Genomic DNA, 23,186 nt, shown 5'->3' on the forward strand with positions numbered 1-23,186 from the left:
CGCAAGTTTGTTGAAGCTCAGAAGGTGCAGCCCAAGGGCAAAGCCGGGCGAGCAGATATGGCGCTGGCATTGATCAATAAGCTGTATGGCGTCGAGCGTGAACTGAAGGACGCCTGTGATGAGCAGCGATTGACTGGCCGGCAGGAGAAGAGCCTGCCGATCTTGAGGCAATTGAAAAGTTGGTTGGATAAAACTCAGCCTCATGTGACGCCGCAAAGTGTGCTCGGCAAGGCTGTGAATTACCTGGCGAGCAATTGGAGTCGGCTGGAGCGTTATGTGGAGGCTGGGTATTTGCCGATCGACAACAACCCGGCAGAGCGCGCCATAAAGCCATTTGTGATCGGCCGCAAAGCCTGGCTGTTCAGCGACACGCCCAAGGGTGCCGCGGCCAGCGCGCAGCTCTACAGTTTGGTCGAGACCGCCAAGATCAACGGCCAAGAGCCCTATACGTGGCTGCGCCACGTACTGGAGCGGCTGCCCGGTGCGCAGTCGGTGGCAGAATATGAAGCTCTGTTGCCCTGGAACTGTTCACCGGAAATGCCACGGTAAACGATGGTCTCACCTTGCGGTAGGTGGGGTTCATGGATCGCTTACGGTCGAAACGGCCAAAGCCAACGGCAAGGAGTCTTATGCGTGGCTGCGCCACGCACTGGAACGCCTGCCGCAGGCGTCCTCAGTGGAAGATTACGAAGCCCTGCGGCCTTGGAATGGCACGCCTTATCTGCATAGCGAAGCGCTCGCCCATCTTTGGATAGGTGGGGTTCATGGAGCGCTTACGCTTCTTCGATGGTTTCTGCGGTCATCAGCGGAGCAGCGGAAAACTGCTCAAGCGGCTCTTTCGGAACCTTTGGCAACTCTCGGAGCGGTTTCTTTTTTTGGTTGGCATACATGCACTTCTTACTCATGTTATGCCCGAACACAAAATTTCTGACACCCTCAGGTTTCCCCACATTGCTCCAACCAAACTAGCCCTCGGCGAAGGACAGTACAAATCGATAAATCCATGTATGTTTTACTGAATCACACGGAAAATTTGCACGTATTCATTACTCAGGTGCCGCCCTCTTCCAACAGTCGTTTAAGGTATTGACCATAACCATTCTTGGTCAACGGAGAAGCCAAACGCTCCAGTTGATTTGCATCAATCCACCGCTGGCGGTATGCAACTTCTTCTGGGCAAGCAACTTTGAGGCCCTGGCGATGCTCCAGTGTTGCGATGTACTGGCTGGCCTCTAGGAGCGAGTCGTGGGTTCCGGTATCCAGCCACGCATAACCGCGCCCCATGATTTCGACCGAGAGCCTGCCCTGTTCCAGATAGAGACGGTTGAGATCTGTAATTTCCAGCTCGCCGCGTGGCGAAGGCTTGATCGCTTTCGCCATCTCGACAACATCACTGTCATAGAAGTACAAGCCAGTGACCGCATAATTCGACTTGGGCTTCGTAGGCTTCTCTTCAAGGCTGATCACCTTACCACAATGATCGAACTCAACGACGCCATAACGCTCTGGATCATTCACGTGATACGCGAAGACGCTAGCGCCCTCTTCACGCCCCATCGCGTTACCGAGAAGTTCTTGGAAGTTGTGACCGTGGTAGATGTTGTCTCCTAGCACCAGCGCTGTCAGGTCGTTGCCCAGAAACCGCTCACCGATCAGGAAAGCTTGAGCCAGACCATCCGGCGATGGTTGAATAGCGTAGGAAATGTTCATCCCCCAACGCGTACCATCACCTAGCAACTGTTCGAAACGGGGCGTATCCATAGGTGTTGAAATGATCAGGATATCGCGAATACCCGCAAGCATCAGCGTGGTCAGTGGGTAATAAATCATCGGCTTGTCGTAGACAGGCAGGAGCTGCTTAGAAATCGCCAGAGTCGCTGGATGCAGGCGAGTACCGGACCCACCAGCCAGAATTATTCCTTTACGCTTCATGATTTAAACTTCTCTGTAATTCGAGCAGTGCCCACATCCTTCGTGCGATAATATTAAAGCTCGTCACGATAGCGTGGCGTGTGATCACTATATGCCATTGGCCGTATCAACTAATTCTACAGCGCCCAGTCAGTTGGGTGCCACTGCAGCGTGTCAGGCACAACGGCCATCATAGTTTTTCTCAACCCATTCACGGTAAGTACCAGACTGTACGTTTTCCACCCATTGCTGGTTATCGAGATACCATTGAACCGTTTTCCGGATACCCGTCTCGAAGGTTTCGGCAGGCCTCCACTGTAGCTCGCGCTCGAGTTTGCATGCGTCAATGGCGTAGCGGCGGTCATGGCCGGGCCTGTCGGTGACAAAGCTGATTTGCTGCTGGTACGACTGACCATCCGCACGTGGCCGCAATTCATCAAGCAGCGCGCAGACGCGACTGACAATCTCCAGATTCGGCTTTTCGTTCCATCCGCCCACATTATAGACCTCGCCAACCTGCCCGGCTTCGAGCACTCGGCGGATGGCACTGCAGTGATCCTTGACATACAGCCAGTCACGAATTTGCTGACCATCGCCGTAAACCGGCAGAGCCTTGCCGGCCAGCGCGTTCACAATCATCAACGGAATGAGCTTCTCGGGGAAGTGGTAGGGGCCATAGTTGTTCGAGCAGTTGGTCGTCAATACCGGCAACCCGTAGGTGTGATGGTAAGAGCGAACCAAGTGATCACTGGCTGCCTTGCTCGCCGAATAGGGGCTGTTCGGTTCATAGCGATTGGTTTCGGTGAAGGCCGGGGACGTCGCCGCGAGGCTGCCGTAGACCTCATCCGTGGAGATGTGCAGGAAGCGAAAACCTGTGCGCGTCATTTCTGGTAGTGCGCTCCAATAGGCACGCACAGCTTCCAAGAGGCGGAACGTGCCCACCACGTTCGTCTGAATGAAATCACCAGGGCTGTGGATGGAGCGATCCACGTGCGATTCCGCGGCAAAGTTGATCACTGCACGGGGCTGATATTTTTGTAGGAGATTTTGTAGCAGCGCACTATCGCCGATATCGCCCTGTACGAATACATGGGCGGGGTTCCCTTCAAGGCTCTTGAGGCTCTCAAGGTTGCCGGCGTAAGTAAGCTTGTCCAGATTGATGACGCTCTCATCAGAGCCGGAAAGCCACTCCATTACGAAGTTCGCCCCAATAAAACCCGCACCGCCAGTTACCAAAATAGTCATTTTTAAATCTTTCTCTTGCTGGTTATCTCACGAGCCGCACTGTGCACAGGGACCGTTCCAAAGGGTAGCTAGTATTCCTGGCCGCATTGTGGGACACACGCTAGGGATGGGCAAGTCGCGTCAGAAAATACCCATGATAATGAAGGCAAGCAGGATAAGCCGTTCTAGACGGCTACGGCGTAACTGATTGATATGAGGAACCAGCCCTAATCGCACGCACCAACGCCCCGAACTCGCAAGCCTTGAAACTCTTCCCGTTGGGTCAACGAGCCTGGCAATCTGTCCCACTTCTTTTCTGTACCAGCCATCCCGGACCCGGCTCAACCTCCTAGCCAGCGCCCGTACGCCGCGGTTGGCACCGACCAGGTTAGCGTCATGTTGCCGATAACGAATCCACCACTGATCATCGATGAACCAGGGCAACCCACTTGCCCGGTACCAAGCGTAGATCAACCAGTCATGAGAGTCGATGTGATGGACCGCGTCCCGATTTGCCGACAGGAACGCCTTCATCTGCAACGCGCACGGAACGGAAAGAATGTAAGTACAACCAGCCCCACCCGATTCAAAAATGTAATCGTGCGCCACTTGCGTCTGCGACTTGCTGACCTTCAACTCTGTGCCATTCGGCCAGAAGGCCATCATATTGCAGGAGTAAGCGACATACTTCCCTTGGGAGATTACGTGATGCCCGCGCGCCAGTTTCCCTAGCAGCCAGATATCATCCTGATCAGAAAACGCAACATAGTCATGTTTAGAGTAGTCGACATCAGCTATGAGCCGATAGAAATTCTTACCGGCCCCTCCCGACGAAGTACCATAGGGAAGCAGTTTCACTCGCGGGTCTTGTTCGGATAATGCCTGAACCCAAAGCTGAGTACCGTCAGCACAAAGATCAACACTCACGTAAATATCAACATCAACATGTTCCTGCTGGAGTATCGAGTCGACTTGCTCGCTTATATACTCCATACCATTATAAGCTGCCAACAACACTGCAACCCGCGGTCGGTTATTCAACATCCCTAGTCAACCCTGAAACACACGTGCATGGGCTATACGCGTGCAGACCTAAAGAAAAATTTAATGAACAGTAACTTTGCCATCATCCTTGGCATTATCAGCGAACACACAGGAAATATGGGAATCATTCGCTCAAGCCATATACGTTCGAAGGCGGTGACATCGATGTCTTTCACACAAGGCCAAGGCGGGGGCACACCAACTTCAGCCGTCAGTGCGCCAGCTACTCGCTCCGCGACACGCTCGACAGCATGCACTGCCAACATCTGCCTATAAATATCATCCTCGTCAAGTGCCTCCCTGCTACCTGACTGAATATAATACGTCAACGCATCCAGAAGTTTCTCGATACTGGTAGATTTAAGAAGATCCGCCGGTGAATATCCATGCGTCCCCGTCAGCACACCGAAACAACTGATGCCCTTGCCCATCACCTCCGCAAACGCAGTCCCCCCCACAAAAGGGAAGCTATCGACATAAGCCGAGGCGCCAGAAATGAAAGCTAGGTAGTCAGCGTGACCTAATCGTCTATGCAGGGTCAGCCTTCGGCCCAGCGCAAACTGCGACCTCCACCACCACCAGTCGACCATAATCCGCGGCCCGACGATGTGCACATTACGCTTCACTCGCCTGCAGAGTGCCTGGGCAAATGCGGGAAATGACCAATCCAACGCAGGGCGAAACTTGTAGGCAGTCCCCGCAGCAACAACCGGTCCGTCATAAATACATGATTTATCACGGTTACCAGGGAGGTCGAGGGGTATACCCACGAACAACGAGCGGTCGATGGTTTTACGCATGCCCCGCAGTTGCCAGCCAAAATGGCTGATCTCCAAGACCCGGTCTGCCACACTCAAGCCAAAAGTAAAAACATGATCGGCATGGTTGAACAACAGAACCCGCACACCCGCGTGCTTCTTGGCCAGGCCTGCGGCAAGTGCCGCCTCGATATCATGAGGGTGGATATACAAGACCAGCGTTTCGTAGCGCAAGAACTCTTCCAACAACGCAATGACACGTGCCCTGCCAGCTGAATGCCGCTTTACTCTCCTGACCCCGTGCCTGGCCTTCCGGAGGCGCTGTGCAGCGAGACCGGAAACCGATGTCAGTACGATGACGGCGGAGTCCTCAAGTGCGACCGAACCGACTAACCTCTCGACCAACCTGGTGTGTCCTCCCGTGTCGTATGCCTTAGTCAGGACATGGCCGTACCGACACAACTGCGACCCACGCTCGGGTAACGACATACGCTCGAATCGCTCAAGCAATGCCTGCTCAAGGTCGATCAATTGATAGACCCCGAAAGCATTCTTCCACAACAGTTCACCCAAAAACTTGGCGTATTTGATCGCTTTATCAAGGCTCGGCTCGACGCTCACGCGCGCTACCAACGCGCCAATGAAGTCCCCCTGTGCGCTGGCCCGCGCTGTCACGGTTGAACACCCTCGGCAGAGCCACTTCCAGGCAAGCATCCGGCAATGGCATCAACAACATGGTTAAGCTCTACATGAAAATCACTGTGGATCGATTGACCGAACGCGTATTGTATATCGCCAAACACATACGACACCCTATTACCAACGGCGCACGCCATGTTCTGCCAATAGTAATACGATGTATTCTCAAACCCAGCAATCATGATAACAATGCGTGTATCAGGTTTGCAGAAAATCAAGTTAGCAAAGGCTGCCCCGGTTGCACCAACCACCACTTTCGCGGCAGAAAAGGTGTGGACTTGCTGGGCGAAGGAAAGTTTTTCTGGCTCTATGACCTCGAAACCCAGCCGAACCAGCGCATCCTCCACCTCTTGAGCATTGACCACATTCCGGTAACCCGAGTTACGCCGGATGTACAAGTACAGACCTGCGCGATCCGTCGCTCCTAACCCCTGCCATACCGCTTCACGCACAGCATTCAGTGCAGCAGGGCTGAATTGCCCCTGAGAGTGCCCACTCAGTTGCTGGGACCCGGGGCGACGCTCAAAGGGAACGTAACCACAATTTGAAATCACATGAACCAAACCAACACGAACGCGCTTGCCTTTTTCGAGCAGAATCAGCGTCCGCTCCTCTCCAACCACGCAACGGATGGCAGCCATTATGTTGGAATGCAACCCTGCATCGATCAGCAACGGCATGTCAGGAGCGGCATATTTCACAAACATCGCAAGGCGCGGCAGGACCTCGGTCATGAAGTGCGCGTAATTAGAGCTCAACGCATCCGTGAAGATTGCCGCTTCGTCGATACGTTCAATATCGGGATCTACCCTGAAGGCATAAGCCTTCCGACGCTTGGGCTTGAGGACCAGGTGGCCGTGCATTTCCTCGCTGGTGTAATCATGACTCACACGAAAAAGTTCGTGATGTAAAACTCTTTCGTGATGAATGATGAGGTTACTACCTCCGCGCACCACGCAGTCGGATAACTGAGCAATATACACTTCGGGAAACCGATATGTATCATGTGGCGAGGGGCACCGTGAGGCTAGGAGTGCAGGGAAAATTTTTGGCGATGGCGTAGTCACCCATTCGTCCTGCGTAAGAAAATCAAGGGTCTGCGCATAGGGACGCAGGGCTCTCAGACGAAATGCCTGGATGTGAGAGGACATCCGCTGGAATACAGTAACGAATAGAGGAAACGCTCTCGTCCACGCCCAGATGGCCAGTTGACGAGTAAAAGCGTGGGGTTTCATATAGCGGCGGTAGAACCTCCCCAGCGGTGTCTTGTTGAGAAGATACAACCGGGCGGAGTCCTGCCAGTTCCCGGACTCCTCATTCATGAGGCCTTTCATTGAGCATTACCATCTAGATATCGATCAATGATGATATCCGGATGGCCATCATCCTTGACCCGCCCATGATCCATCCAGATGACACGCGTGCACATCTTACGCAGCAGGTTTATATCATGCGAGACAAGTATCATAATGTCTGACTGATTGACCAGGTTGGCCATGCGATCTGTTGCTTTTTTTACAAATGCAGCGTCCCCACCGGCGAACATTTCATCGAGGATCAAAATTTGCGGTTGAATCGCAGTTGCCAGCGAGAACGCGAGACGAAGATACATTCCCGTTGAATAGTATTTCACCGGCGTATCAATAAACTCTTCAATCTCCGAAAATGCAATAATTTCGGGCTCCAAGCGCCTCAACTCTGCCTTATCATACTTTAGGATGGCACCATTGAGGTAGATGTTCTCACGCCCGGTAAACTCTGGGTGGAAACCTGCACCAATTTCAAGCAGTGGCGCCACACGCCCGGAAACTTTTACCGACCCGTGGGACGGTTCATAGATATTGCACAATGCCTTGAGCAGCGTACTTTTACCCGCGCCATTATGCCCGAGAATACCAACACGCTCGCCACGCTCGACAGTCAGCGATACGTCATTGACAGCCCTATACTCCGAGTATGCTTTTTTTACATGCCGCTTGAAAACGCTCGAAATATAGTCCTTCAGCGAAGGTGACCTGTCACTGTAGCGACGAAAGTCAATGGAAAGATTTTCGATAACGATATTCGACATACATCAGAGCCTATAAACAAGTTTCTTTTCGTTTGCCGACAATACCGCCAGACCAATCAGCAGTGAAAGAATTGCAAAAACAAATGCGAGGGAGATTGACGCAACTGAGGGTATCGCGCCATGCGCCAAAGGCGAACGAAAAAGATCGACATAGGCAACCAAGGGGTTAATTTTCATCAAGAATGCAGCCGGGCCACCCAGCATGGTCTTATCATACATGATCGGCGTCAAGAAGAACATGGCCTGCAGAATCACGTTGATGATATAAACAAGATCCCGGAAGAACACAGTGACAACCGACATAACCAGACCGATGCCAAGCGAGAAAACAAACAAAAACAAAAACGATAGCGGAAGTACAAACAACGCAAGCGAAAACTTCCCACCCAACACAAGAATGATTACAAAGAGCGCGAAGAACGAAAGCAGCGTATCAATGGCAACACCAAATGAAACCGCCAAAGGGAAGAGGATTTTTGGCAAGTAGATTTTCTTGATCAACCCTTCGTTACTTATGATAGCCTGGCAGGACTGCGAGACCGTGGAACTAAAGCTGTTCCAGGCAATCATCCCGGAAAACAGAAATACAGAGTACTCCCGCAGTGGCACCTTGAACAAGGCCGAGAAGACAATCGCAGTCACCGACATCATCAGCAGCGGATTAATCAAGGTCCAAAAGTAACCCACCACCGTGCGACGATAACGCAATATCAACTGCTGGCGCACCAGTTGCCAGAGCACATAACTATTGGCTTGGATTTCACTCCATCGCCGCGACATTCCTAACACTACGTCAATACCTCAATCGCAATAAATTTCGCCCGCCCGCCACAACTACAGTACGATCCGTACGTCTGCGTCACTGCCTGCCGAAACGAGACTGGCCCACGCATGCGGACCAGCCTACAGCGCGACACGGATCACGCCAGGGGTCTACGACGTCACCCCGGCTAACGCGGTTGCCCGCTGCCGTTATCCTATTCAGCCTGGAAGCCGTTGCAGCACGCGATGACATGCCTTGCTTCTTCATCGGTCATCGTTGGCCCGATCGGAAGGCTCAGCACCTCATCGTGAATGCGCTCAGTCAGCGGCAGGGAAATAAGGGAAAACTGCGGATACGCTTCCTGCTTATGTGGCGGGATCGGGTAATGGATCAGCGTACTGATGCCATTTTTAGCCAAGTGCGCTTGCAACTCGCTACGCCGGTTGCTGCGCACCACATAGAGGTGGAACACATGCTGCTGGCGCTCATCGTGCCCCCACAACGGCAACTGGATAGCAGGGTTGTTGATACCGCTCTGATAAAGTCGAGCAATTTCACGACGACGTTCTGTGTGAGTATCAAGGTGGCGCAACTTGACCAATAGCATAGCCGCCTGAATTTCGTCCAGTCGACTGTTCACACCTGGGTAAATGTTCTTGTATTTTTCATAGGAGCCATAATTGCGAAGTGCGCGCAGCACTTGAGCCAATTCATAATCATTGGTGGTGATTGCCCCCGCATCCCCCAAAGCACCCAGGTTTTTGCCAGGGTAGAAGCTAAAACCTGCCGCATCTCCCCAACTGCCCGCCTTGCGCCCGTCAATAGCTGCGCCGTGAGCCTGGGCGGCATCTTCCAACACCAGAAGCTCATGCTCACGGGCGACTTCCATGATGCCAGGCATATCGGCCAGGCGTCCGTAAAGGTGAACGGGCAGTATGGCGCGAGTGCGATCGCTCAACGCAGCTTCGAGCGCCGCAACGCCCAAGTTGAATGTCCCCTCTTCCGGCTCGACGAGCACAGGTACCAGGCGATTTTCAGTGATCGCGAGAATACTGGCAATATAAGTATTCGCAGGAACAATTACTTCGTCACCCTCCTTCAACTTTCCTAGAATCTTCCAGGCTCGCAGAGTCAGGATAAGCGCATCTAGGCCATTAGCGACACCAATGCAATGACGAACACCACACCAAGCGGCGAACTCATGCTCGAACGCCTCCAACTCCCGCCCACCAATAAACCAACCAGAATCGATAACGCGACGACAAGCCTCAACAAGCTCATCACGGAAAGATGCATTGACTTCTTTCAAATCCAGAAAACTAATCACTCAACCTCCTAAGGTGCATCAAAAGCCCCCCGTACAACCATTCAAGCAAATACCTTGGAACCGGTATTTCACAGCCGCTCCAAAGAAAACAATTATTAGTAAGTCACCCCTTGCCGGGCTCTTTGCGTATGATTTTTTCAAAGTCAACACGAACCCGACCAACCGCATCCTTGGTGATTTCGAAGTAGAAGTTCTCATCATCCTCCGCAACGCGGACCGCGCCCATACGCTCGTGGTACTTCACGACTTTTTCATTACCTTTTCGCACATCAAAATGTGACTTCGCAAAGCCCAACTCGCCAAAGCCGACATCATAAACCATCAGGGTGCTCTCAAGCGCCGCTGTCTTGGTCTTGTTTTCCTCCAGGAGTATCCAGCTTCCCCAGCAAAATGAATCCTGTCGAAAATCGTAGAGACGCACCGTCCCGCAACGAGATCCGTCATCCAGGCGCTCGATGATGAAATAAAACTGAGTCCTATTTCGCTCATCCTGCTTGTAACGTTCGATCCAGCGACGTTGTGCACCGACGTCGTTCGTCACCTCGGATAAAAAACGATTGTATTTCGGATCCAGGCGAAGAGATAAAATGAAAGCTGCGTCATCCGGCTCGACTAAGCGTAACCGAACCGTCTTGGATTCGAGCCTCATTTGCATCTCTCCATGATAAACTTCTGGTAGTCACGGACGTAATCCGCTTCATCATAATACTCGCTGGCGAGCACCATAAGTACGCAATTATCGCTAAAATGGTGCATTTCTCGCCAAACCAAATCCTCAATGAGCAGTCCGCGCTCAGGTGAGTCCATAACGACCTCCTCACGCTTGTGACCGTCATCCAGCACCATCGTGCAAGAACCTGCCACACACACCGCTACCTGCCGAAGTTTACGGTGAGCGTGATAGCCACGACTGACACCCTCAGCAGTGTTGTAGATGAAATAAACACGGCGGATCTCAAAGGGCACATTACGCTCTCGCTCGAGAGCCACCAGGCTCCCTCGCGCATCGCCCAGGACCTGAAAATCAATCCATTTAACCAGGCTCACCGGCCTCGTCCTCCATAAATGTTAAGCTACAAAGCAGCTGCCTGGGTCATGCACTCACCTGCCATTCTGCCCCTGACCAACGAGAGCTTCAAGCATGCACCTCACCGCCTCGCAAAGGCAGTGCAGAGAGGGCGCAACGCTCCCCCGAATTGGGCAACCTCTGATCATGCCGCCGGCCATCATATCATGAGTTGCGTTGCTTACTCAGCGATCTGCTGACCTGTCGCAATTCGGCCCCTGTAGATAGCCGGCCATTATAGCAACCGCTAGGGGCCACAGCCCCCCCAAGACTCAAGAACCGCCTTCCGCCCGAAGCAGATCAATGGAAGAGCTCGTGTTGACGAAATGCAGGAAAACTGGCGAAATAAAACTCAATCACTCACCCCTAGAAATTAACTCATCAATAACTGAGCGAAAATCAGCAGACATATGACTTTCCTAGTAAACCGATTGAGATCTGCAGCCCACTCTGTGCGCAGAAAACTTCAAGCCCAGGCCCAAAACGTCGATGCACTTGCACCTGCAACTCAGGAGGTCGAAACCACACCTACTGCTATAGCGCCCAAGCACGATGAGCGCCGGGGGACAGGACAGGCTGCGGCACCCATCACCGAATCTCTGCCCACAATTCCGAAACCCGTCACCTTTTCCACCCAAGATGGCAATGCTGTGCGAGTCTTGTTTGTGGCACAGCACCCTTCGCTGCTCTCAGGCTGGCGCAGCGTGATCCGACAGATAAATGAAGACCCCCGATTCGTTGCTAAGGTCCTGCTCTGCCCCTTCCTTCACCCGTTTTCGTCCGCTTCTGCCACCTTGCAAACCATGAGAGAGGCATTGATCGCCGAAAATATCAGCTTCTGCACCGCTGACTCCATGACCCCAGAACACTTCCGACCGCATGTTGCGTTCGTGCAGAACCCTTACGATGAAACACGCCCAACACGCTTCAAGAGCACAGCCCTAGTACAGGCAGGGGCTCGCCTAGCTTATATCCCCTATGGACTGGAAATGGGCGGAGGCGCCTGGAATCTTAAGGCGCAGTTCGACCTGCCTGTTCACAGGCATGCCTGGAGAATTTTTGCCCGATCCGAACGCCACAAGGCCATGTTCGCGAAGTACTGCCGGTCGGGTAACAATCACGTTGTTGTAACCGGGCACCCGAAGTTCGACAATAAACCCGTTGAATCAACACCAACCGACAACGCCTTGTCATTGCTGGCGGCGAAAGCCAAAGGCCGTAAAATCGTACTCTGGACACCTCACTTCTCTGTGACGGATATACCAACTTGGTCAACCTACAAGCTGTATCACGAGACCATATTCGAGACATTTGCAAAGCGGCAGGATCTTTTCCTGCTAGTGCGGCCACATCCTCTTTTCTATAAATCAATGCGTGACAATGGCCAATGGGGAGAGGAAGGTGAAACAGCGTTTCGCCTGATGCTGGAAAACAGCGGAAACATGGCACTTGATGACGCGACAGACTATCAGAATTCGTTCAACGCCTCCAGCGCACTCATGACTGATGTTGGCTCATTCCTACTCGAGTACTTGGCCACCGACAAGCCACTGCTCTACCTTCATCACCCAGAAGGCCTGGGCATGAATGACGATAGCACCCTTATTGAACACCTGTACAAAGCTATCAATAAAAAGGACATCGTAAAATTTGTTGACATGATCGCGTCAGGCGAAGACAGCTATCTCGAGAGGCGACTCAGGGCCAAGTCGGATTACATTTTCGGCCTTAACCAAAATATCGCCAAAAACATCTGTGACAGCATCTACTCCAGCCTTAGCCTTGGCGACGATTGGTCTCCCGTTTTTGACCCCACGCACTCAGATGGCCAACTCAAGTCGGAGGGCTACTGGCGAGACTCTACAGCCACCTACTTGGCTCCGCCAGAATATTACGAGAAGAAAGCTACCATTCTCGAAGAGCAACTTTCCAACCTAAAGAATATCCGCAACGCCATAGACATCGGTTGTGGCGACGGCAAATATAGCCTTCAGATAGCTAGGCACGCTAAGCACGTACAAGCCCATGAGCTCTCCGCGAATCTTGTGGCCCAGGCACAAGAGGCCGCGAGCCTCAACAACGCAGAGAACATCACCTTCATCCAGAATGAACTTGATGACATCATCCCTTTCGAAAAGTTCGACCTAGTATCCTGCCTTGGCGTAACCAGTTGTATAATTGACAACCTGAAATTTATCCACTTCTTGCAACGCCTTAAGGCCTTGGCCAAGCCTGGCGCCACGCTGATGCTCATTGACAGCCTGTCAACTACTGTAGACCAGTTTGCCGAAGATCAAAGTGGCTATCAAGCCTGCTACAGATCAATCTCTGACTACAAAGCCCTGATCACAAAACTCGGATTCGATCTTTCCGAAGAGATCCTCATTACCGAAGCCACAGAGCGGCAACTGATCAACAAGCTATTCATATTCAAAGCCAACTTCATTTCCTGACAAGGAACCCAAGGGACCATCATGGCACGCATTTATACAAAGCCCGGCGATAAAAAACCAAGGCTTGATAAACAATCAATACTGGATTTTTTCGAAAAACGCGCACAGAAAGCCGCGGATCTCGGGCCTACTCGCGCAGTTATCTATCAAGATAAAAGTCTCGATCTGGCGGAGCGGCGAGACCAAGCAGAGAAAGCACTTTTACTCCCCAAACTGAAGCTGAAGGGCGACAGCCGGGTTCTGGACGCTGGCTGCGGCACCGGTCGCTGGGCAGAAGTGGTGATTCCCCGCTGCTCAAGCTATGTTGGCGTGGACGTCAGCCCTGGCTTGGTCGAAGTAGCGAAACAGCGCTTCAGCACTGCGCCCAATGCTCAATTTCATGTTTGCGCAGTCGATGCGATTACCCCCGACGGCGAAGGCATGGATCTCCCGTTCAGCCAAATACTGTCATTTGGTGTCTTCATCTATCTAAATGACGATGAAATTACACACGCCTTGAATGGCTATCTTTCGGTAGCCGGCGCAACAGCCAGAATACTGTTCCGAGAACCAATCGCCGTCTCTGAACGCCTGACGCTACTCGAACACTTCTCCGATGACATGAATCAACAGTACAATGCGATATATCGCACCGAAAACGAGCTACAGGAATTGATGCAACCCACACTTCAAAAACACGGCTTCCACCAAGTTGCAGAAGGCGACGTCTACTCGGACAACACACTCAACAATCGTGTTGAGACCAAGCAGAAATGGTTCCTATGGGAGAAAGAGTAACCCATGAAGACGGCGTTTTGCTTCGACTTGGACGGTACCGTCTCAAGCACAGAAATCTTACCCTGCATAGCTTCGGAACTCGGCGTTGCTGATGAGATTGCAACCCTCACCCGGGTAACAATGGACGGACTGATTCCATTCGAAGACTCGTTCCGACTGCGATGCCTGATTCTAGGACAGGTTCACCCTTCACGCGTTGCAAACATTGTTTCAGAAATTCCGCTGGATAAATCGGTACTTTCATTCATCCAACAAAATAAGGAAAACTCCTTTATTGTCACCGGAAATTTGGATATTTGGATCACCCCTTTGCTGGAACTATGCGGCTGCCGTGCATACTCTTCAAGCGGATCTTACGAAAACAACATGATACGCGTAGGTAACGTACTGAATAAGGCCGACGCAATTATAGGGTTGCGCAAGGAGGGCTATGAACGCATCGTAGCCATCGGGGACGGCGCAAATGATGCCCCTATGCTTGCCCTCGCAGACATTGCGATTGCCTATGGAGGTGTCCATCATCCCTCTCAGGCCGCTAGAGAAGCTGCAAGCCATATCGTTCACGAGGGAGATACACTATGCAAAATGTTACGTGCGCTGTGATTGCGGCAGCAGGCATGGGTACGCGCATTGGGCTCGGCATGCCAAAATGCATGATTGAGATAGATGGCAAAACCATCCTGACGCGACTCATCGAAATGCTTCGACCTCAAGTGGACATCATCAAAGTGGTAGTAGGTTATCGAGAGGATATGGTGATTGAGCACTGTGCGCAACACCATCGCGACGTCGTACTTGTTCGAAACAAAGAGTATAGAACAACCAACACTGCATTCAGCTTTGACAAGGGCGCAAAGCATACGAACGGAAAAATCATTTACATAGATGGTGACCTAATAATTTCACCAGAATCACTATATCAATTCATTGCGGCGTCTCAAAAACACGATATTTTGGTGGGACTGACTGACTCAAAAAGTGAAAATGCCGTATTCGCCGACTACCAACACACACCCTACGGCACAATAGTAGAGGCTTTCACTCGTACAGCGAAGAGCCCTTTAGAATGGGCAAACGTCGTCAGCGGCCCGTCAACTCTACTTACTAATGCAAACGGTTATGTATATGAAAGACTTGAGGAGCACCTCCCACTCCCCTCAATGCACTTGGAATTGGCAGAGGTGGACACCGCAAACGACCTCATAGATGCTAGAAAATTTGTGACAGGCCTTGACCAACAAAAATTGAATAGCACGAAGGCTCATTAGCCCGTCAGCGGGGCTGTGAGGGCCAGCCCCATTGTTCAAAGCCCCCTGTAGCGACTTGAGAAAATCGGCCCTCCTACATCGCACGATCAGGGCTTTCGTTATAGAGATAATCAACAATATCTTCGCTGGGATTATAGCCGACCACCAATTCCTTCAGAATCTGTCGAACCCTGGAATAGTCTTCAAGCAGTAGCACATTCTGAAGTTCCACCAAGCGTAGATTGAGATCGGACCAAGAAATGAAGTCTTCATTGGCACGCATAATCATCGGGTGCCGCGTCACAGTTACGTTATCCCCGATCAACAGCTCCTCATAGAGTTTTTCTCCAGGTCGCAAACCGGAAAATCTGATCTCTATATCGCCATGTTTTTGATCTTTTGAACGAACACTTAAACCTGTTAAATTAATCATCTTCTGTGCGAGATCAAAAATCTTGACCGGCTCCCCCATATCCAAGACGAATACATCACCTCCCTCCCCCATCGAACCTGCCTGAATAACCAGCTGTGCCGCCTCGGGAATGGTCATGAAATAGCGAGTGACCTTTGGATGGGTAACCGTAAGCGGTCCTCCCGCCTTGATCTGCTTATGGAACAGCGGAATGACTGACCCAGAAGACCCCAACACATTGCCAAAACGGACCATTGTGACACGCGTACGATTAGTGACTAGAGACTGCTCTCCGGGGAACACCAATGCGTCTTCGGCACCCGCCCCCTGAAGTATCAGCTCGGCAAGGCGCTTTGTGCACCCCATTATATTGGTCGGGCGCACCGCCTTGTCGGTTGACACTAGAACAAAATTGGGGACTTGGGACTCAATAGCCGCCCGAAGCGTGGCGAGCGTACCAAAGACATTGTTTGTCACGCCCTCATAGATATTGTGCTCAACAATAGGAACGTGCTTGTAAGCTGCCGCGTGATAGACGGTATCAACTCGCCAACGACGCATGATACTATGCAGGCGGGCAACATTATTGGTAGAGCCCAGCATGGGAACTATCTTGGTCGTCAGCGCCCCACGCAGCACCTGCTGCTCAAGCTCAGCGAAAACACTATAGAGATTGAATTCGCTCAACTCATATAAAATCAATGTCAGCGGTTGCAGCGCCAACGCCTGCCTGCACAACTCGGAGCCGATGGAACCACCGGCACCCGTGATAAGTACCGTTTTTTCTTTGATACAGCGCTCAAGCAGTTCCGATTGGGCTGGCACTACGTCCCGACCTAAAAGATCAGCAACGTCCACCTCCTGAATATCGTCAACCTGCACCCTTCCACTGGCAAGATCGAGTACAGAAGGCACACTACGAACATGTATCGGAAAGCGCTCCAAGTAGTTTAGGATTTCCCGACGACGACCACGGCCTGCTGAGGGAATTGCCAAAAGTATCTCTTGGGCGTTCGTTTCATTGAGGGCCGCTTGTATATCTTGAGAACGGTACACACGAAGACCGGAAATCTCTCGCCCGGCAATCTCCTTATCGTCATCAATGAAGGCAACAGGGCGCATCAGACGCCCCATCCGAAGCGCCGCAACCAACTGGTTTCCTGCCGCTCCAGCACCATACACCGCAACTTTCAATAGGTCGTCCTCGCGTCCAGAGAAGGGCCTATAGCTTGCTCCGTTGAACCAGTCCCCCGTGAAATAATGGCGCATGCCTAGCCTAACGCCACCAATGGCAATCAGACTGAGCCACCAATAGTTGAAGACAATAGAACGAGGCACGATATTTTGGTGATTGCTGTACCAATACACCAGAAGCGCCAGCATCAACGAAGATAAACTCACAGCTTTGACAATAGTAATAAGCGCGTCATTGCCAAAGTAACGCATCACCGCCCGATAAAGACCAAACCGGACAAATAATGGTATAGCGATCAACGGCGCGGCAACAAACAACCAAACATGCTGACTCACTGGATTGGCAAACTCATCCACCCCCAGCCTGACAACAAATGCCAGCCAAAGGGTGGCCCAAACCAATACAACATCCACAAACACCTGGATTATTCGTTTTTTTGACCTGGATAATTTAAGCAACCGACTACGAGCGTCCACTACTACCTCCCACCCACTAAAACCTCCCCAGCAAGCAGAAATACGCTCAATGAACGACGCCATCTCGCCTTATTACTTTGCGGGCCGTAATAAAAATAATTTTCACATCAAATAGCAGCGACTGCCTGTACTTATACTCCGCGTCAAATTTGACTTTTTCTGGTATCGGCAATTCATCGCGCCCATTGACCTGCGCCCATCCCGTCAGCCCCGGCCTTAGAACATGAATACCTTCTTCAGTTCTCAAGCGAATAAGATCATACTGATTATATAACGCCGGACGCGGCCCAACAAAGCTCATATCTCCTCGGAGTATACTCCAAAGTTGCGGAAGCTCATCCAAGCTGGTCTTCCTAAGAAAACCACCTATGGGCGTAAGATAATTCAAGGGGTCGTCTAACAAGTGTGTCGCCACCGAGGGCGTTTCGATTTGCATCGAGCGGAATTTCGGCATACGAAAAAGCAAATTATCCCGCCCGACACGGTCAGACCAATAGAACACCCCCCCTTTCGAGGTCAACCATACAGCGACCGCCACTAACAAGAAAGGCACAACAAAAAACACCGAAAGAATCATAGCCATCATGAGGTCCAGCGAGCGCTTCAACATATAGATATTCAACATCCTACTTACATCCCAGCCGAAAATAGTGAGACTAGATAGCACCATGCATACGCTGGACGCAATGCCAGACCATTCGGATCTCTCACCACCTATCAAACACCAAGAGGTTATCAGAAAATCCCCCCCAGCGCTGACATTGCGCAGCTCTCAACATGCAAAGGTGCAGCCTCACCACGCCTGGCAACCGCGCCTAGCGGGAGAATGTGCCACCCAAAGCAATCAGCCACCTTTGAATTGCCGGCCTGCTTCCTCAAGTGCTTGGCGAGAGCTCTTCGACGGCCGCCACCCCAGCACCTCGCGTGCCTTGCCAGCGTCTATCCGAAGCGACCCAAACAATTGAAAATACATATTTTCCCTTCCCAGCATACCGGCTAACCAACGCATAACAATCTTTGGTAATGGAAATTGATTGCTACGACGCCCCATACCATTGGCCAAGGAACTCACCATCTCCCCCACCGAGAGATCGTCACCATCACATATCAGATACACCCCACCGACCGCACCCGGGTAAGCAATAATAGTTTTAATAAAACACACCATGTTCTCGAGCGCTAACAGGCTTCTCGAATTATTTACTCGTGCGAAAGGCAGGGGCAGCCCAGAGGCGACCAACCTCAACAGCCGAGCAAAATTACCAGGCGCTTGCACCCCGAAAATCATGGGCGGCCGAATGATCACGACCTCCATCGTGCTACTATGTGCAATTTCTAACAAGCCACACTCAGCTTCGTACTTTGATTTAGCATAAGGCGAGTGTGGCGCCAACACACTTTGCTCTGTAAAGGCTTCACCAAAACTCTGCGCGCCATGCACACCAATGGTACTGACAAAGATAAATCGCTTTACGCCCGCCAATACTGCTTGGCGCGCCAAATTCAGCGTGCCCTCCGTGTTTATGCGCCTGAATTCACTCAACGGATCTGCACAACTGTCATCTAGTATATGAGCCCGAGCAGCAAGGTGAACTACAGCATCTACAGCTACGAGCGCCGCCTGCCATTCAGTTGAACCATCGACACCGCCAACCCGTACAACCTCAACGCGACGGACCAGATTACCCGCCCCTGATCTGACCGCTGCGACCACCTCGAACGCTTCGCCTTCGCTACTGAGAGTTTCGACCAATGCACTCCCCACAAACCCTGTGGCACCTGTAACCATTACCCGCATTTCTCACCACTCATGATCACTGATTGAGATTCACATCATTCTTTACCACCTGAATAGTTAGATCAATCATCTCCTAAATATGCCACACCCTTTTCGACCTATATACCTTTGGCGCTCTTAACTCCCCAACCTCCGTTCGCAGTGCTACAATCGTAACTTCCGACTGAAAACCCAAGCCTGCATAACGTCGCCGAAAGCGCTTCGACCATGAGCCGATACCCGTCTTGGCCCACGCAAGCTCCACCTTTTTTGCTGACTCACCCCGCCCCAGCGCAAACCGAACCAAGCCTCCTTATGGTGCGCTACAGCCCGACGCGCCTGCATAGCCACAACGGTTTTGAGCCCCCCCCCCGGCAGCCATGGAGAAAAAGCTCAAGAAAGCAGTATGAAGCTTTAACTGGAGCCCAAAATAAGTTGACCAGTTCAGCCCCCCTGCAAGCTCGGTCCATAAGTTGCGCCAAGGGTGAATTGAATGGCCAGCCGCCGAACCCAAGCCGTAGAACCACTTGGCGACATGTCAGCGGGATGATGCAGCAGGGATTTGTGATAGATAACATCTTCGATTTCGCAGAGCAGTCTTTGGGCGCGACCCAAGCTCAAGCCAGAGACGAGAATCGTCCCACGATCCCGGCGCAAGGTCGATGTCGGTTTCAAGCTGCTGCCGAGGATCACTACGCCCTAGACACAGGCGACCGCCATAGGCATTCTTTAGCACCAGCACATAAGTGCGCCCCCGAGGCAAAATCGGCGTTAGCAGTAGATTACCGAGGGCACCCAGATCACAAAAAGACTGTAGGTGCTGACATTCCCATTCAGCACCTCATGTTCGATATATGCCGAGCCAAGTAAATGCCCCGCGCACAGCAGGTGAACAGTGCAACTGAATTCTGGACGCTCGACGATAACGCGCCTCCTCTCGAACTGCAGCGCGACAATATACCGCTTGAGAAAATCGATACCAAGCGCGGCCGTACAGGTTCATCACTCACTTCGAGCCAATAGGCTTCGAGCACCAGCGGTAACCGCTTGGCGAAAGCTCACCGCATATACCCACCCGAAATCAGCCGCGAAGAAGGCCGAAATACGACCAGCGTTATCGAGGTGAAAGTGCAGGCACTATCAGCGGAGACCACAGATATCGAAACCTTCGCCAAACCGCGCACCGAATACATATACGACTCTCGTCTCTATCTGCAATCGATGAGCACTGATAGCGCCGTCGAGATGAAGATAGCGACAAAAGAAGGCAATACCGCATACTTCGCCATGATGAGAGATTGAAGAACCCCCCACGCTCCACCCCTCTGCTGGCCAAATCACAAAAGAAGTTCATTAACGCACCTTTCCAAGAACCAATAAAAGGCATAAAGCCCCTAGGTTACAAAGGAAACCTCCTTAGCTTTCAGCAATTGCCGACCGGCGCGTAGCTGCGGAGAGGCCGCGACCCCCAAGCAAGGGCCCGACTACTAGACCGACGACCACCCCCGCCAACACTACCACCGCAACAGGCATCGCCGGAGCGGACCAACCGAACAACACCAAGGCGACCGACTGTTGGTTCTCCAGCACAAAGAAGAACACCACCGCCGCCAACAGTAGTATCAACAGCACCGCCATGGCGCGCCTAACCTTGCGCATCAGCCTGCCTCCTCTATTGCTCAGATGGTCTCGTGCTCGTCTTCGTTCACCCGATCACGAAGCTCCTTGCCTGGCTTGAAGTGCGGCACGTACTTGCCTTCGAGGCTGACCGACTGGCCGGTCTTGGGATTGCGACCTACCCTTGGAGCGCGATAGTGCAAAGAGAAACTACCAAAACCACGGATCTCAATTCGATCCCCCGTCGCTAAGCATTGCGACATCTGCTCAAGCATGGTCTTGATGGCCAGCTCCACGTCCTTGGACGAGAGCAACCCCTGATGGGTGACAATACGTTCGATCAGCTCCGACTTCGTCATGTTTTTCCCTTCGTTATCAAGCAGCTAGATCATTGCTTAACCAGTTTGTAGCACGCTCGGAAGGATTTGAACAGGGCGGTTCTTGACTTAATAAAAAAAATCAAGAACTGACGGCAGTCGACATTCGGACAGCAGACGGCTCGCAACCCGACGCAATCGCGGGGCAAGCCTCCACCTACACGGCCAGCAGCACGCCGATAAAAATCACAGACATGAAAAAGGGCGACCCGAGGGTCGCCCTTTTTACCGATCAAACAGAACTCAGTTCTGTTTGGCCATTGCTTCGCGCAGCAGCGCAGCCATGGTGGTATCGGCAGCAGCTTCCGGAGCGGTGTTTTTCAGGCTCTGGATAGCTTCGCGCTCTTCAGCGTCGTCCTTCGACTTGATGGACAGGCTGATGACGCGGGACTTGCGGTCGACGCTGATGATCTTGGCTTCGATCTCTTCGCCTTCCTTCAGTACGTTACGAGCGTCTTCAACGCGATCACGGCTGATTTCGGAAGCTTTCAGAGTAGCTTCGATGTCGTCGGCCAAGGTAACGATGGCGCCTTTGGCGTCAACTTCCTTGACGATACCCTTGACGATGGCACCCTTGTCGTTAACAGCAACGAAGTTGGAGAACGGATCGTCTTCCAGTTGCTTGATGCCCAGGGAGATGCGCTCGCGCTCTGGGTCGACCGACAGGATGACGGTTTCCAGCTCGTCGCCCTTCTTGAAACGACGCACGGCTTCTTCGCCGGTTTCGTTCCAGGAGATGTCGGACAGGTGAACCAGACCGTCGATGCCGCCTTCCAGGCCGATGAAGATACCGAAGTCAGTGATCGACTTGATGGTACCGGTGATCTTGTCACCCTTGTTGAACTGGCCGGAGAAGTCTTCCCATGGGTTGGACTTGCACTGCTTGATGCCCAGGGAGATACGACGACGCTCTTCGTCGATGTCCAGAACCATGACTTCCACTTCGTCGCCAACCTGAACGACTTTCGACGGGTGGATGTTCTTGTTGGTCCAGTCCATTTCGGAGACGTGCACCAGGCCTTCGACACCCTCTTCCAGCTCGGCGAAGCAGCCGTAGTCGGTCAGGTTGGTGACGCGAGCGGTAACACGGGTACCCTCTGGGTAGCGAGCGGTGATGGCAACCCATGGATCTTCGCCCATCTGCTTCAGACCCAGCGAAACGCGGTTGCGCTCACGGTCGAACTTCAGGACGCGAACGTCGACTTCGTCACCAACGTTGACGATTTCCGACGGGTGCTTGATGCGCTTCCAGGCCATGTCGGTGATGTGCAGCAGGCCGTCGATGCCGCCCAGGTCCACGAATGCGCCGTAGTCGGTGAGGTTCTTGACGATACCTTTGACCTGTTGGCCTTCCTGCAGGGTTTCCAGCAGGGCTTCGCGCTCGGCGCTGTTCTCGGCTTCCAGCACGCTGCGACGGGAAACGACAACGTTGTTGCGCTTCTGGTCCAGCTTGATGACCTTGAATTCCAGCTCTTTGCCTTCCAGATGGGTGGTGTCGCGCACAGGGCGGACATCAACCAGGGAGCCCGGCAGGAACGCACGGATGCCGTTAACGTCGACAGTGAAGCCGCCCTTAACCTTACCGTTGATAACGCCCTTGACCACTTCCTCAGCGGCGAAAGCTGCTTCCAGAACAATCCAGCACTCGGCGCGCTTGGCTTTTTCACGGGACAGCTTGGTTTCGCCAAAGCCGTCTTCGACCGCGTCCAGCGCAACGTGAACTTCGTCACCGACCTTGATGGTCAGCTCGCCAGCTTCGTTGATGAACTGCTCGAGCGGGATGACGCCCTCGGACTTCAGGCCAGCGTGTACGGTAACCCAGTCGCCGTCGATGTCGACAACGATACCGGTGATGATCGCGCCCGGCTGAAGATTGAGGGTTTTCAGGCTTTCTTCAAAGAGTTCTGCAAAGCTTTCGCTCATTTTAATTCCTGTTGATTCGGGCGGAAAAAACGCCCACAGCCACATTCCAGACAATGTGGGTTTCGTTCA

22 protein-coding genes and 1 pseudogene are annotated in these 23,186 nt (G+C 52.4%); 7 read left to right on the forward strand and 16 right to left on the reverse strand.

The genetic code is table 11. From position 1 onward, the window contains the following. Together P0Y43_RS03855 and P0Y43_RS27005 are read left to right on the forward strand one after the other, a co-directional pair. On the forward strand, nucleotides 1-549 hold a 549-nt coding region (locus P0Y43_RS03855), incomplete at its 5' end, for an IS66 family transposase (protein ID WP_275635816.1). Beyond that, a pseudogene (locus P0Y43_RS27005) lies at nucleotides 503-694 on the forward strand (transposase domain-containing protein); the annotation flags it as partial. The gene P0Y43_RS03855 and the pseudogene P0Y43_RS27005, both read left to right, overlap by 47 nt. Before the next feature lie 356 nt (nucleotides 695-1,050). Here the strand turns inward: P0Y43_RS27005 and rfbA are convergent. The 10 genes from rfbA to P0Y43_RS03910 form a co-directional block, all read right to left on the reverse strand. Continuing rightward, nucleotides 1,051-1,932, reverse strand: a complete 882-nt coding sequence (rfbA, locus tag P0Y43_RS03865) for a glucose-1-phosphate thymidylyltransferase RfbA (protein WP_275635983.1) — start codon at nucleotides 1,930-1,932, stop codon at nucleotides 1,051-1,053. 153 nt (nucleotides 1,933-2,085) lie between these two features. Then, complete coding sequence (gene rfbB / locus P0Y43_RS03870) at nucleotides 2,086-3,156, reverse strand: dTDP-glucose 4,6-dehydratase (RefSeq protein ID WP_275635984.1); 1,071 nt, start codon at nucleotides 3,154-3,156, stop codon at nucleotides 2,086-2,088. Between the two features lie 120 nt (nucleotides 3,157-3,276). Further along, a complete protein-coding gene (locus P0Y43_RS03875) occupies nucleotides 3,277-4,179 on the reverse strand; it encodes a glycosyltransferase (protein ID WP_275635985.1) in 903 nt (300 codons plus the stop codon). Nucleotides 4,180-4,211: 32 nt separating this feature from the next. After that, nucleotides 4,212-5,558 (reverse strand): hypothetical protein, encoded by a 1,347-nt coding sequence (locus P0Y43_RS03880; protein ID WP_275635986.1) that lies wholly within the window; start codon nucleotides 5,556-5,558, stop codon nucleotides 4,212-4,214. 50 nt (nucleotides 5,559-5,608) lie between these two features. Beyond that, a complete protein-coding gene (locus P0Y43_RS03885) occupies nucleotides 5,609-6,958 on the reverse strand; it encodes a glycosyltransferase family 61 protein (protein ID WP_275635987.1) in 1,350 nt (449 codons plus the stop codon). Between the two features lie 8 nt (nucleotides 6,959-6,966). Next, entirely contained in the window at nucleotides 6,967-7,707 is a 741-nt protein-coding gene (locus P0Y43_RS03890; protein ID WP_275635988.1) for an ABC transporter ATP-binding protein, read from the reverse strand. A 3-nt stretch (nucleotides 7,708-7,710) separates the two neighbouring features. Beyond that, complete coding sequence (locus tag P0Y43_RS03895; RefSeq protein WP_275635989.1) at nucleotides 7,711-8,487, reverse strand: ABC transporter permease; 777 nt, start codon at nucleotides 8,485-8,487, stop codon at nucleotides 7,711-7,713. Nucleotides 8,488-8,684: 197 nt separating this feature from the next. After that, nucleotides 8,685-9,797 (reverse strand): DegT/DnrJ/EryC1/StrS family aminotransferase, encoded by a 1,113-nt coding sequence (locus tag P0Y43_RS03900; RefSeq protein ID WP_275635990.1) that lies wholly within the window; start codon nucleotides 9,795-9,797, stop codon nucleotides 8,685-8,687. Nucleotides 9,798-9,900: 103 nt separating this feature from the next. Beyond that, nucleotides 9,901-10,446, reverse strand: a complete 546-nt coding sequence (locus P0Y43_RS03905; RefSeq protein WP_275635991.1) for a GNAT family N-acetyltransferase — start codon at nucleotides 10,444-10,446, stop codon at nucleotides 9,901-9,903. Beyond that, on the reverse strand, nucleotides 10,443-10,844 hold the full coding sequence (locus tag P0Y43_RS03910; protein ID WP_275635992.1) for a sugar 3,4-ketoisomerase: 402 nt from the start codon (nucleotides 10,842-10,844) through the stop codon (nucleotides 10,443-10,445). Before P0Y43_RS03910 ends, P0Y43_RS03905 begins: the two co-directional genes overlap by 4 nt. A 471-nt stretch (nucleotides 10,845-11,315) precedes the next feature. On the opposite strand from P0Y43_RS03910, the gene P0Y43_RS03915 reads away from it, so the two are divergent. The 4 genes from P0Y43_RS03915 to P0Y43_RS03930 are packed head-to-tail and all read left to right on the forward strand — an operon-like array spanning nucleotide 11,316 to nucleotide 15,361. Next, nucleotides 11,316-13,316 (forward strand): methyltransferase domain-containing protein, encoded by a 2,001-nt coding sequence (locus tag P0Y43_RS03915; RefSeq protein WP_275635993.1) that lies wholly within the window; start codon nucleotides 11,316-11,318, stop codon nucleotides 13,314-13,316. Nucleotides 13,317-13,337: 21 nt separating this feature from the next. Beyond that, nucleotides 13,338-14,093 carry a class I SAM-dependent methyltransferase gene (locus P0Y43_RS03920; protein ID WP_275635994.1) on the forward strand — a complete coding sequence of 252 codons (756 nt, stop codon included), beginning with the start codon at nucleotides 13,338-13,340 and terminating at the stop codon, nucleotides 14,091-14,093. A gap of 3 nt (nucleotides 14,094-14,096) precedes the next feature. Further along, nucleotides 14,097-14,696 (forward strand): HAD-IB family phosphatase, encoded by a 600-nt coding sequence (locus tag P0Y43_RS03925; RefSeq protein WP_275635995.1) that lies wholly within the window; start codon nucleotides 14,097-14,099, stop codon nucleotides 14,694-14,696. Then, the gene (locus P0Y43_RS03930; protein WP_275635996.1) at nucleotides 14,672-15,361 is read left to right on the forward strand and encodes an NTP transferase domain-containing protein; all 690 of its coding nucleotides are present in this window, start codon (nucleotides 14,672-14,674) and stop codon (nucleotides 15,359-15,361) included. Before P0Y43_RS03925 ends, P0Y43_RS03930 begins: the two co-directional genes overlap by 25 nt. Before the next feature lie 73 nt (nucleotides 15,362-15,434). Here P0Y43_RS03930 and P0Y43_RS03935 read toward each other — a convergent pair whose 3' ends face one another. The 3 genes from P0Y43_RS03935 to P0Y43_RS03945 all read right to left on the reverse strand — a co-directional run bounded on the left by P0Y43_RS03935 (nucleotide 15,435) and on the right by P0Y43_RS03945 (nucleotide 19,221). After that, nucleotides 15,435-17,486, reverse strand: coding sequence for a polysaccharide biosynthesis protein (locus P0Y43_RS03935; protein ID WP_275635997.1), 2,052 nt, complete (start codon nucleotides 17,484-17,486; stop codon nucleotides 15,435-15,437). After that, nucleotides 17,470-18,048, reverse strand: a complete 579-nt coding sequence (locus P0Y43_RS03940) for a sugar transferase (protein ID WP_275635998.1) — start codon at nucleotides 18,046-18,048, stop codon at nucleotides 17,470-17,472. Before P0Y43_RS03940 ends, P0Y43_RS03935 begins: the two co-directional genes overlap by 17 nt. Before the next feature lie 219 nt (nucleotides 18,049-18,267). Beyond that, the gene (locus tag P0Y43_RS03945) at nucleotides 18,268-19,221 is read right to left on the reverse strand and encodes an NAD-dependent epimerase/dehydratase family protein (protein ID WP_275635999.1); all 954 of its coding nucleotides are present in this window, start codon (nucleotides 19,219-19,221) and stop codon (nucleotides 18,268-18,270) included. A 1,026-nt stretch (nucleotides 19,222-20,247) separates the two neighbouring features. Between P0Y43_RS03945 and P0Y43_RS03950 the strand changes: the two genes are divergently transcribed. Continuing rightward, on the forward strand, nucleotides 20,248-20,502 hold the full coding sequence (locus P0Y43_RS03950; protein WP_275636000.1) for a hypothetical protein: 255 nt from the start codon (nucleotides 20,248-20,250) through the stop codon (nucleotides 20,500-20,502). Nucleotides 20,503-20,616: 114 nt separating this feature from the next. Here P0Y43_RS03950 and P0Y43_RS03955 read toward each other — a convergent pair whose 3' ends face one another. From P0Y43_RS03955 to rpsA, 3 genes are all read right to left on the reverse strand, one after another. Continuing rightward, the gene (locus P0Y43_RS03955; protein ID WP_275636001.1) at nucleotides 20,617-20,859 is read right to left on the reverse strand and encodes a DUF1049 domain-containing protein; all 243 of its coding nucleotides are present in this window, start codon (nucleotides 20,857-20,859) and stop codon (nucleotides 20,617-20,619) included. Between the two features lie 20 nt (nucleotides 20,860-20,879). Beyond that, nucleotides 20,880-21,176 (reverse strand): integration host factor subunit beta, encoded by a 297-nt coding sequence (gene ihfB / locus P0Y43_RS03960; protein WP_275636002.1) that lies wholly within the window; start codon nucleotides 21,174-21,176, stop codon nucleotides 20,880-20,882. 261 nt (nucleotides 21,177-21,437) lie between these two features. Then, the gene (gene rpsA / locus P0Y43_RS03965) at nucleotides 21,438-23,117 is read right to left on the reverse strand and encodes a 30S ribosomal protein S1 (RefSeq protein ID WP_275636003.1); all 1,680 of its coding nucleotides are present in this window, start codon (nucleotides 23,115-23,117) and stop codon (nucleotides 21,438-21,440) included. Nucleotides 23,118-23,186 lie beyond the last annotated feature (69 nt).

This window comes from Pseudomonas entomophila (assembly GCF_029193575.1).
Classification (GTDB): domain Bacteria; phylum Pseudomonadota; class Gammaproteobacteria; order Pseudomonadales; family Pseudomonadaceae; genus Aquipseudomonas; species Aquipseudomonas entomophila_G.

Bases quoted from the DNA above. Each gene is read 5' to 3' on its own strand.
- rfbA (WP_275635983.1), bottom strand. From the start codon at position 1,932: ATGAAGCGTAAAGGAATAATTCTGGCTGGTGGGTCCGGTACTCGCCTG.
- rfbB (WP_275635984.1), bottom strand. From the start codon at position 3,156: ATGACTATTTTGGTAACTGGCGGTGCGGGTTTTATTGGGGCGAACTTC.
- P0Y43_RS03875 (WP_275635985.1), bottom strand. From the start codon at position 4,179: ATGTTGAATAACCGACCGCGGGTTGCAGTGTTGTTGGCAGCTTATAAT.
- P0Y43_RS03885 (WP_275635987.1), bottom strand. From the start codon at position 6,958: ATGAATGAGGAGTCCGGGAACTGGCAGGACTCCGCCCGGTTGTATCTT.
- P0Y43_RS03890 (WP_275635988.1), bottom strand. From the start codon at position 7,707: ATGTCGAATATCGTTATCGAAAATCTTTCCATTGACTTTCGTCGCTAC.
- P0Y43_RS03895 (WP_275635989.1), bottom strand. From the start codon at position 8,487: ATGTCGCGGCGATGGAGTGAAATCCAAGCCAATAGTTATGTGCTCTGG.
- P0Y43_RS03905 (WP_275635991.1), bottom strand. From the start codon at position 10,446: ATGAGGCTCGAATCCAAGACGGTTCGGTTACGCTTAGTCGAGCCGGAT.
- P0Y43_RS03920 (WP_275635994.1), top strand. From the start codon at position 13,338: ATGGCACGCATTTATACAAAGCCCGGCGATAAAAAACCAAGGCTTGAT.
- P0Y43_RS03925 (WP_275635995.1), top strand. From the start codon at position 14,097: ATGAAGACGGCGTTTTGCTTCGACTTGGACGGTACCGTCTCAAGCACA.
- P0Y43_RS03930 (WP_275635996.1), top strand. From the start codon at position 14,672: ATGCAAAATGTTACGTGCGCTGTGATTGCGGCAGCAGGCATGGGTACG.
- P0Y43_RS03935 (WP_275635997.1), bottom strand. From the start codon at position 17,486: ATGGCGTCGTTCATTGAGCGTATTTCTGCTTGCTGGGGAGGTTTTAGT.
- P0Y43_RS03940 (WP_275635998.1), bottom strand. From the start codon at position 18,048: ATGTTGAATATCTATATGTTGAAGCGCTCGCTGGACCTCATGATGGCT.
- P0Y43_RS03945 (WP_275635999.1), bottom strand. From the start codon at position 19,221: ATGCGGGTAATGGTTACAGGTGCCACAGGGTTTGTGGGGAGTGCATTG.
- P0Y43_RS03955 (WP_275636001.1), bottom strand. From the start codon at position 20,859: ATGCGCAAGGTTAGGCGCGCCATGGCGGTGCTGTTGATACTACTGTTG.
- ihfB (WP_275636002.1), bottom strand. From the start codon at position 21,176: ATGACGAAGTCGGAGCTGATCGAACGTATTGTCACCCATCAGGGGTTG.
- rpsA (WP_275636003.1), bottom strand. From the start codon at position 23,117: ATGAGCGAAAGCTTTGCAGAACTCTTTGAAGAAAGCCTGAAAACCCTC.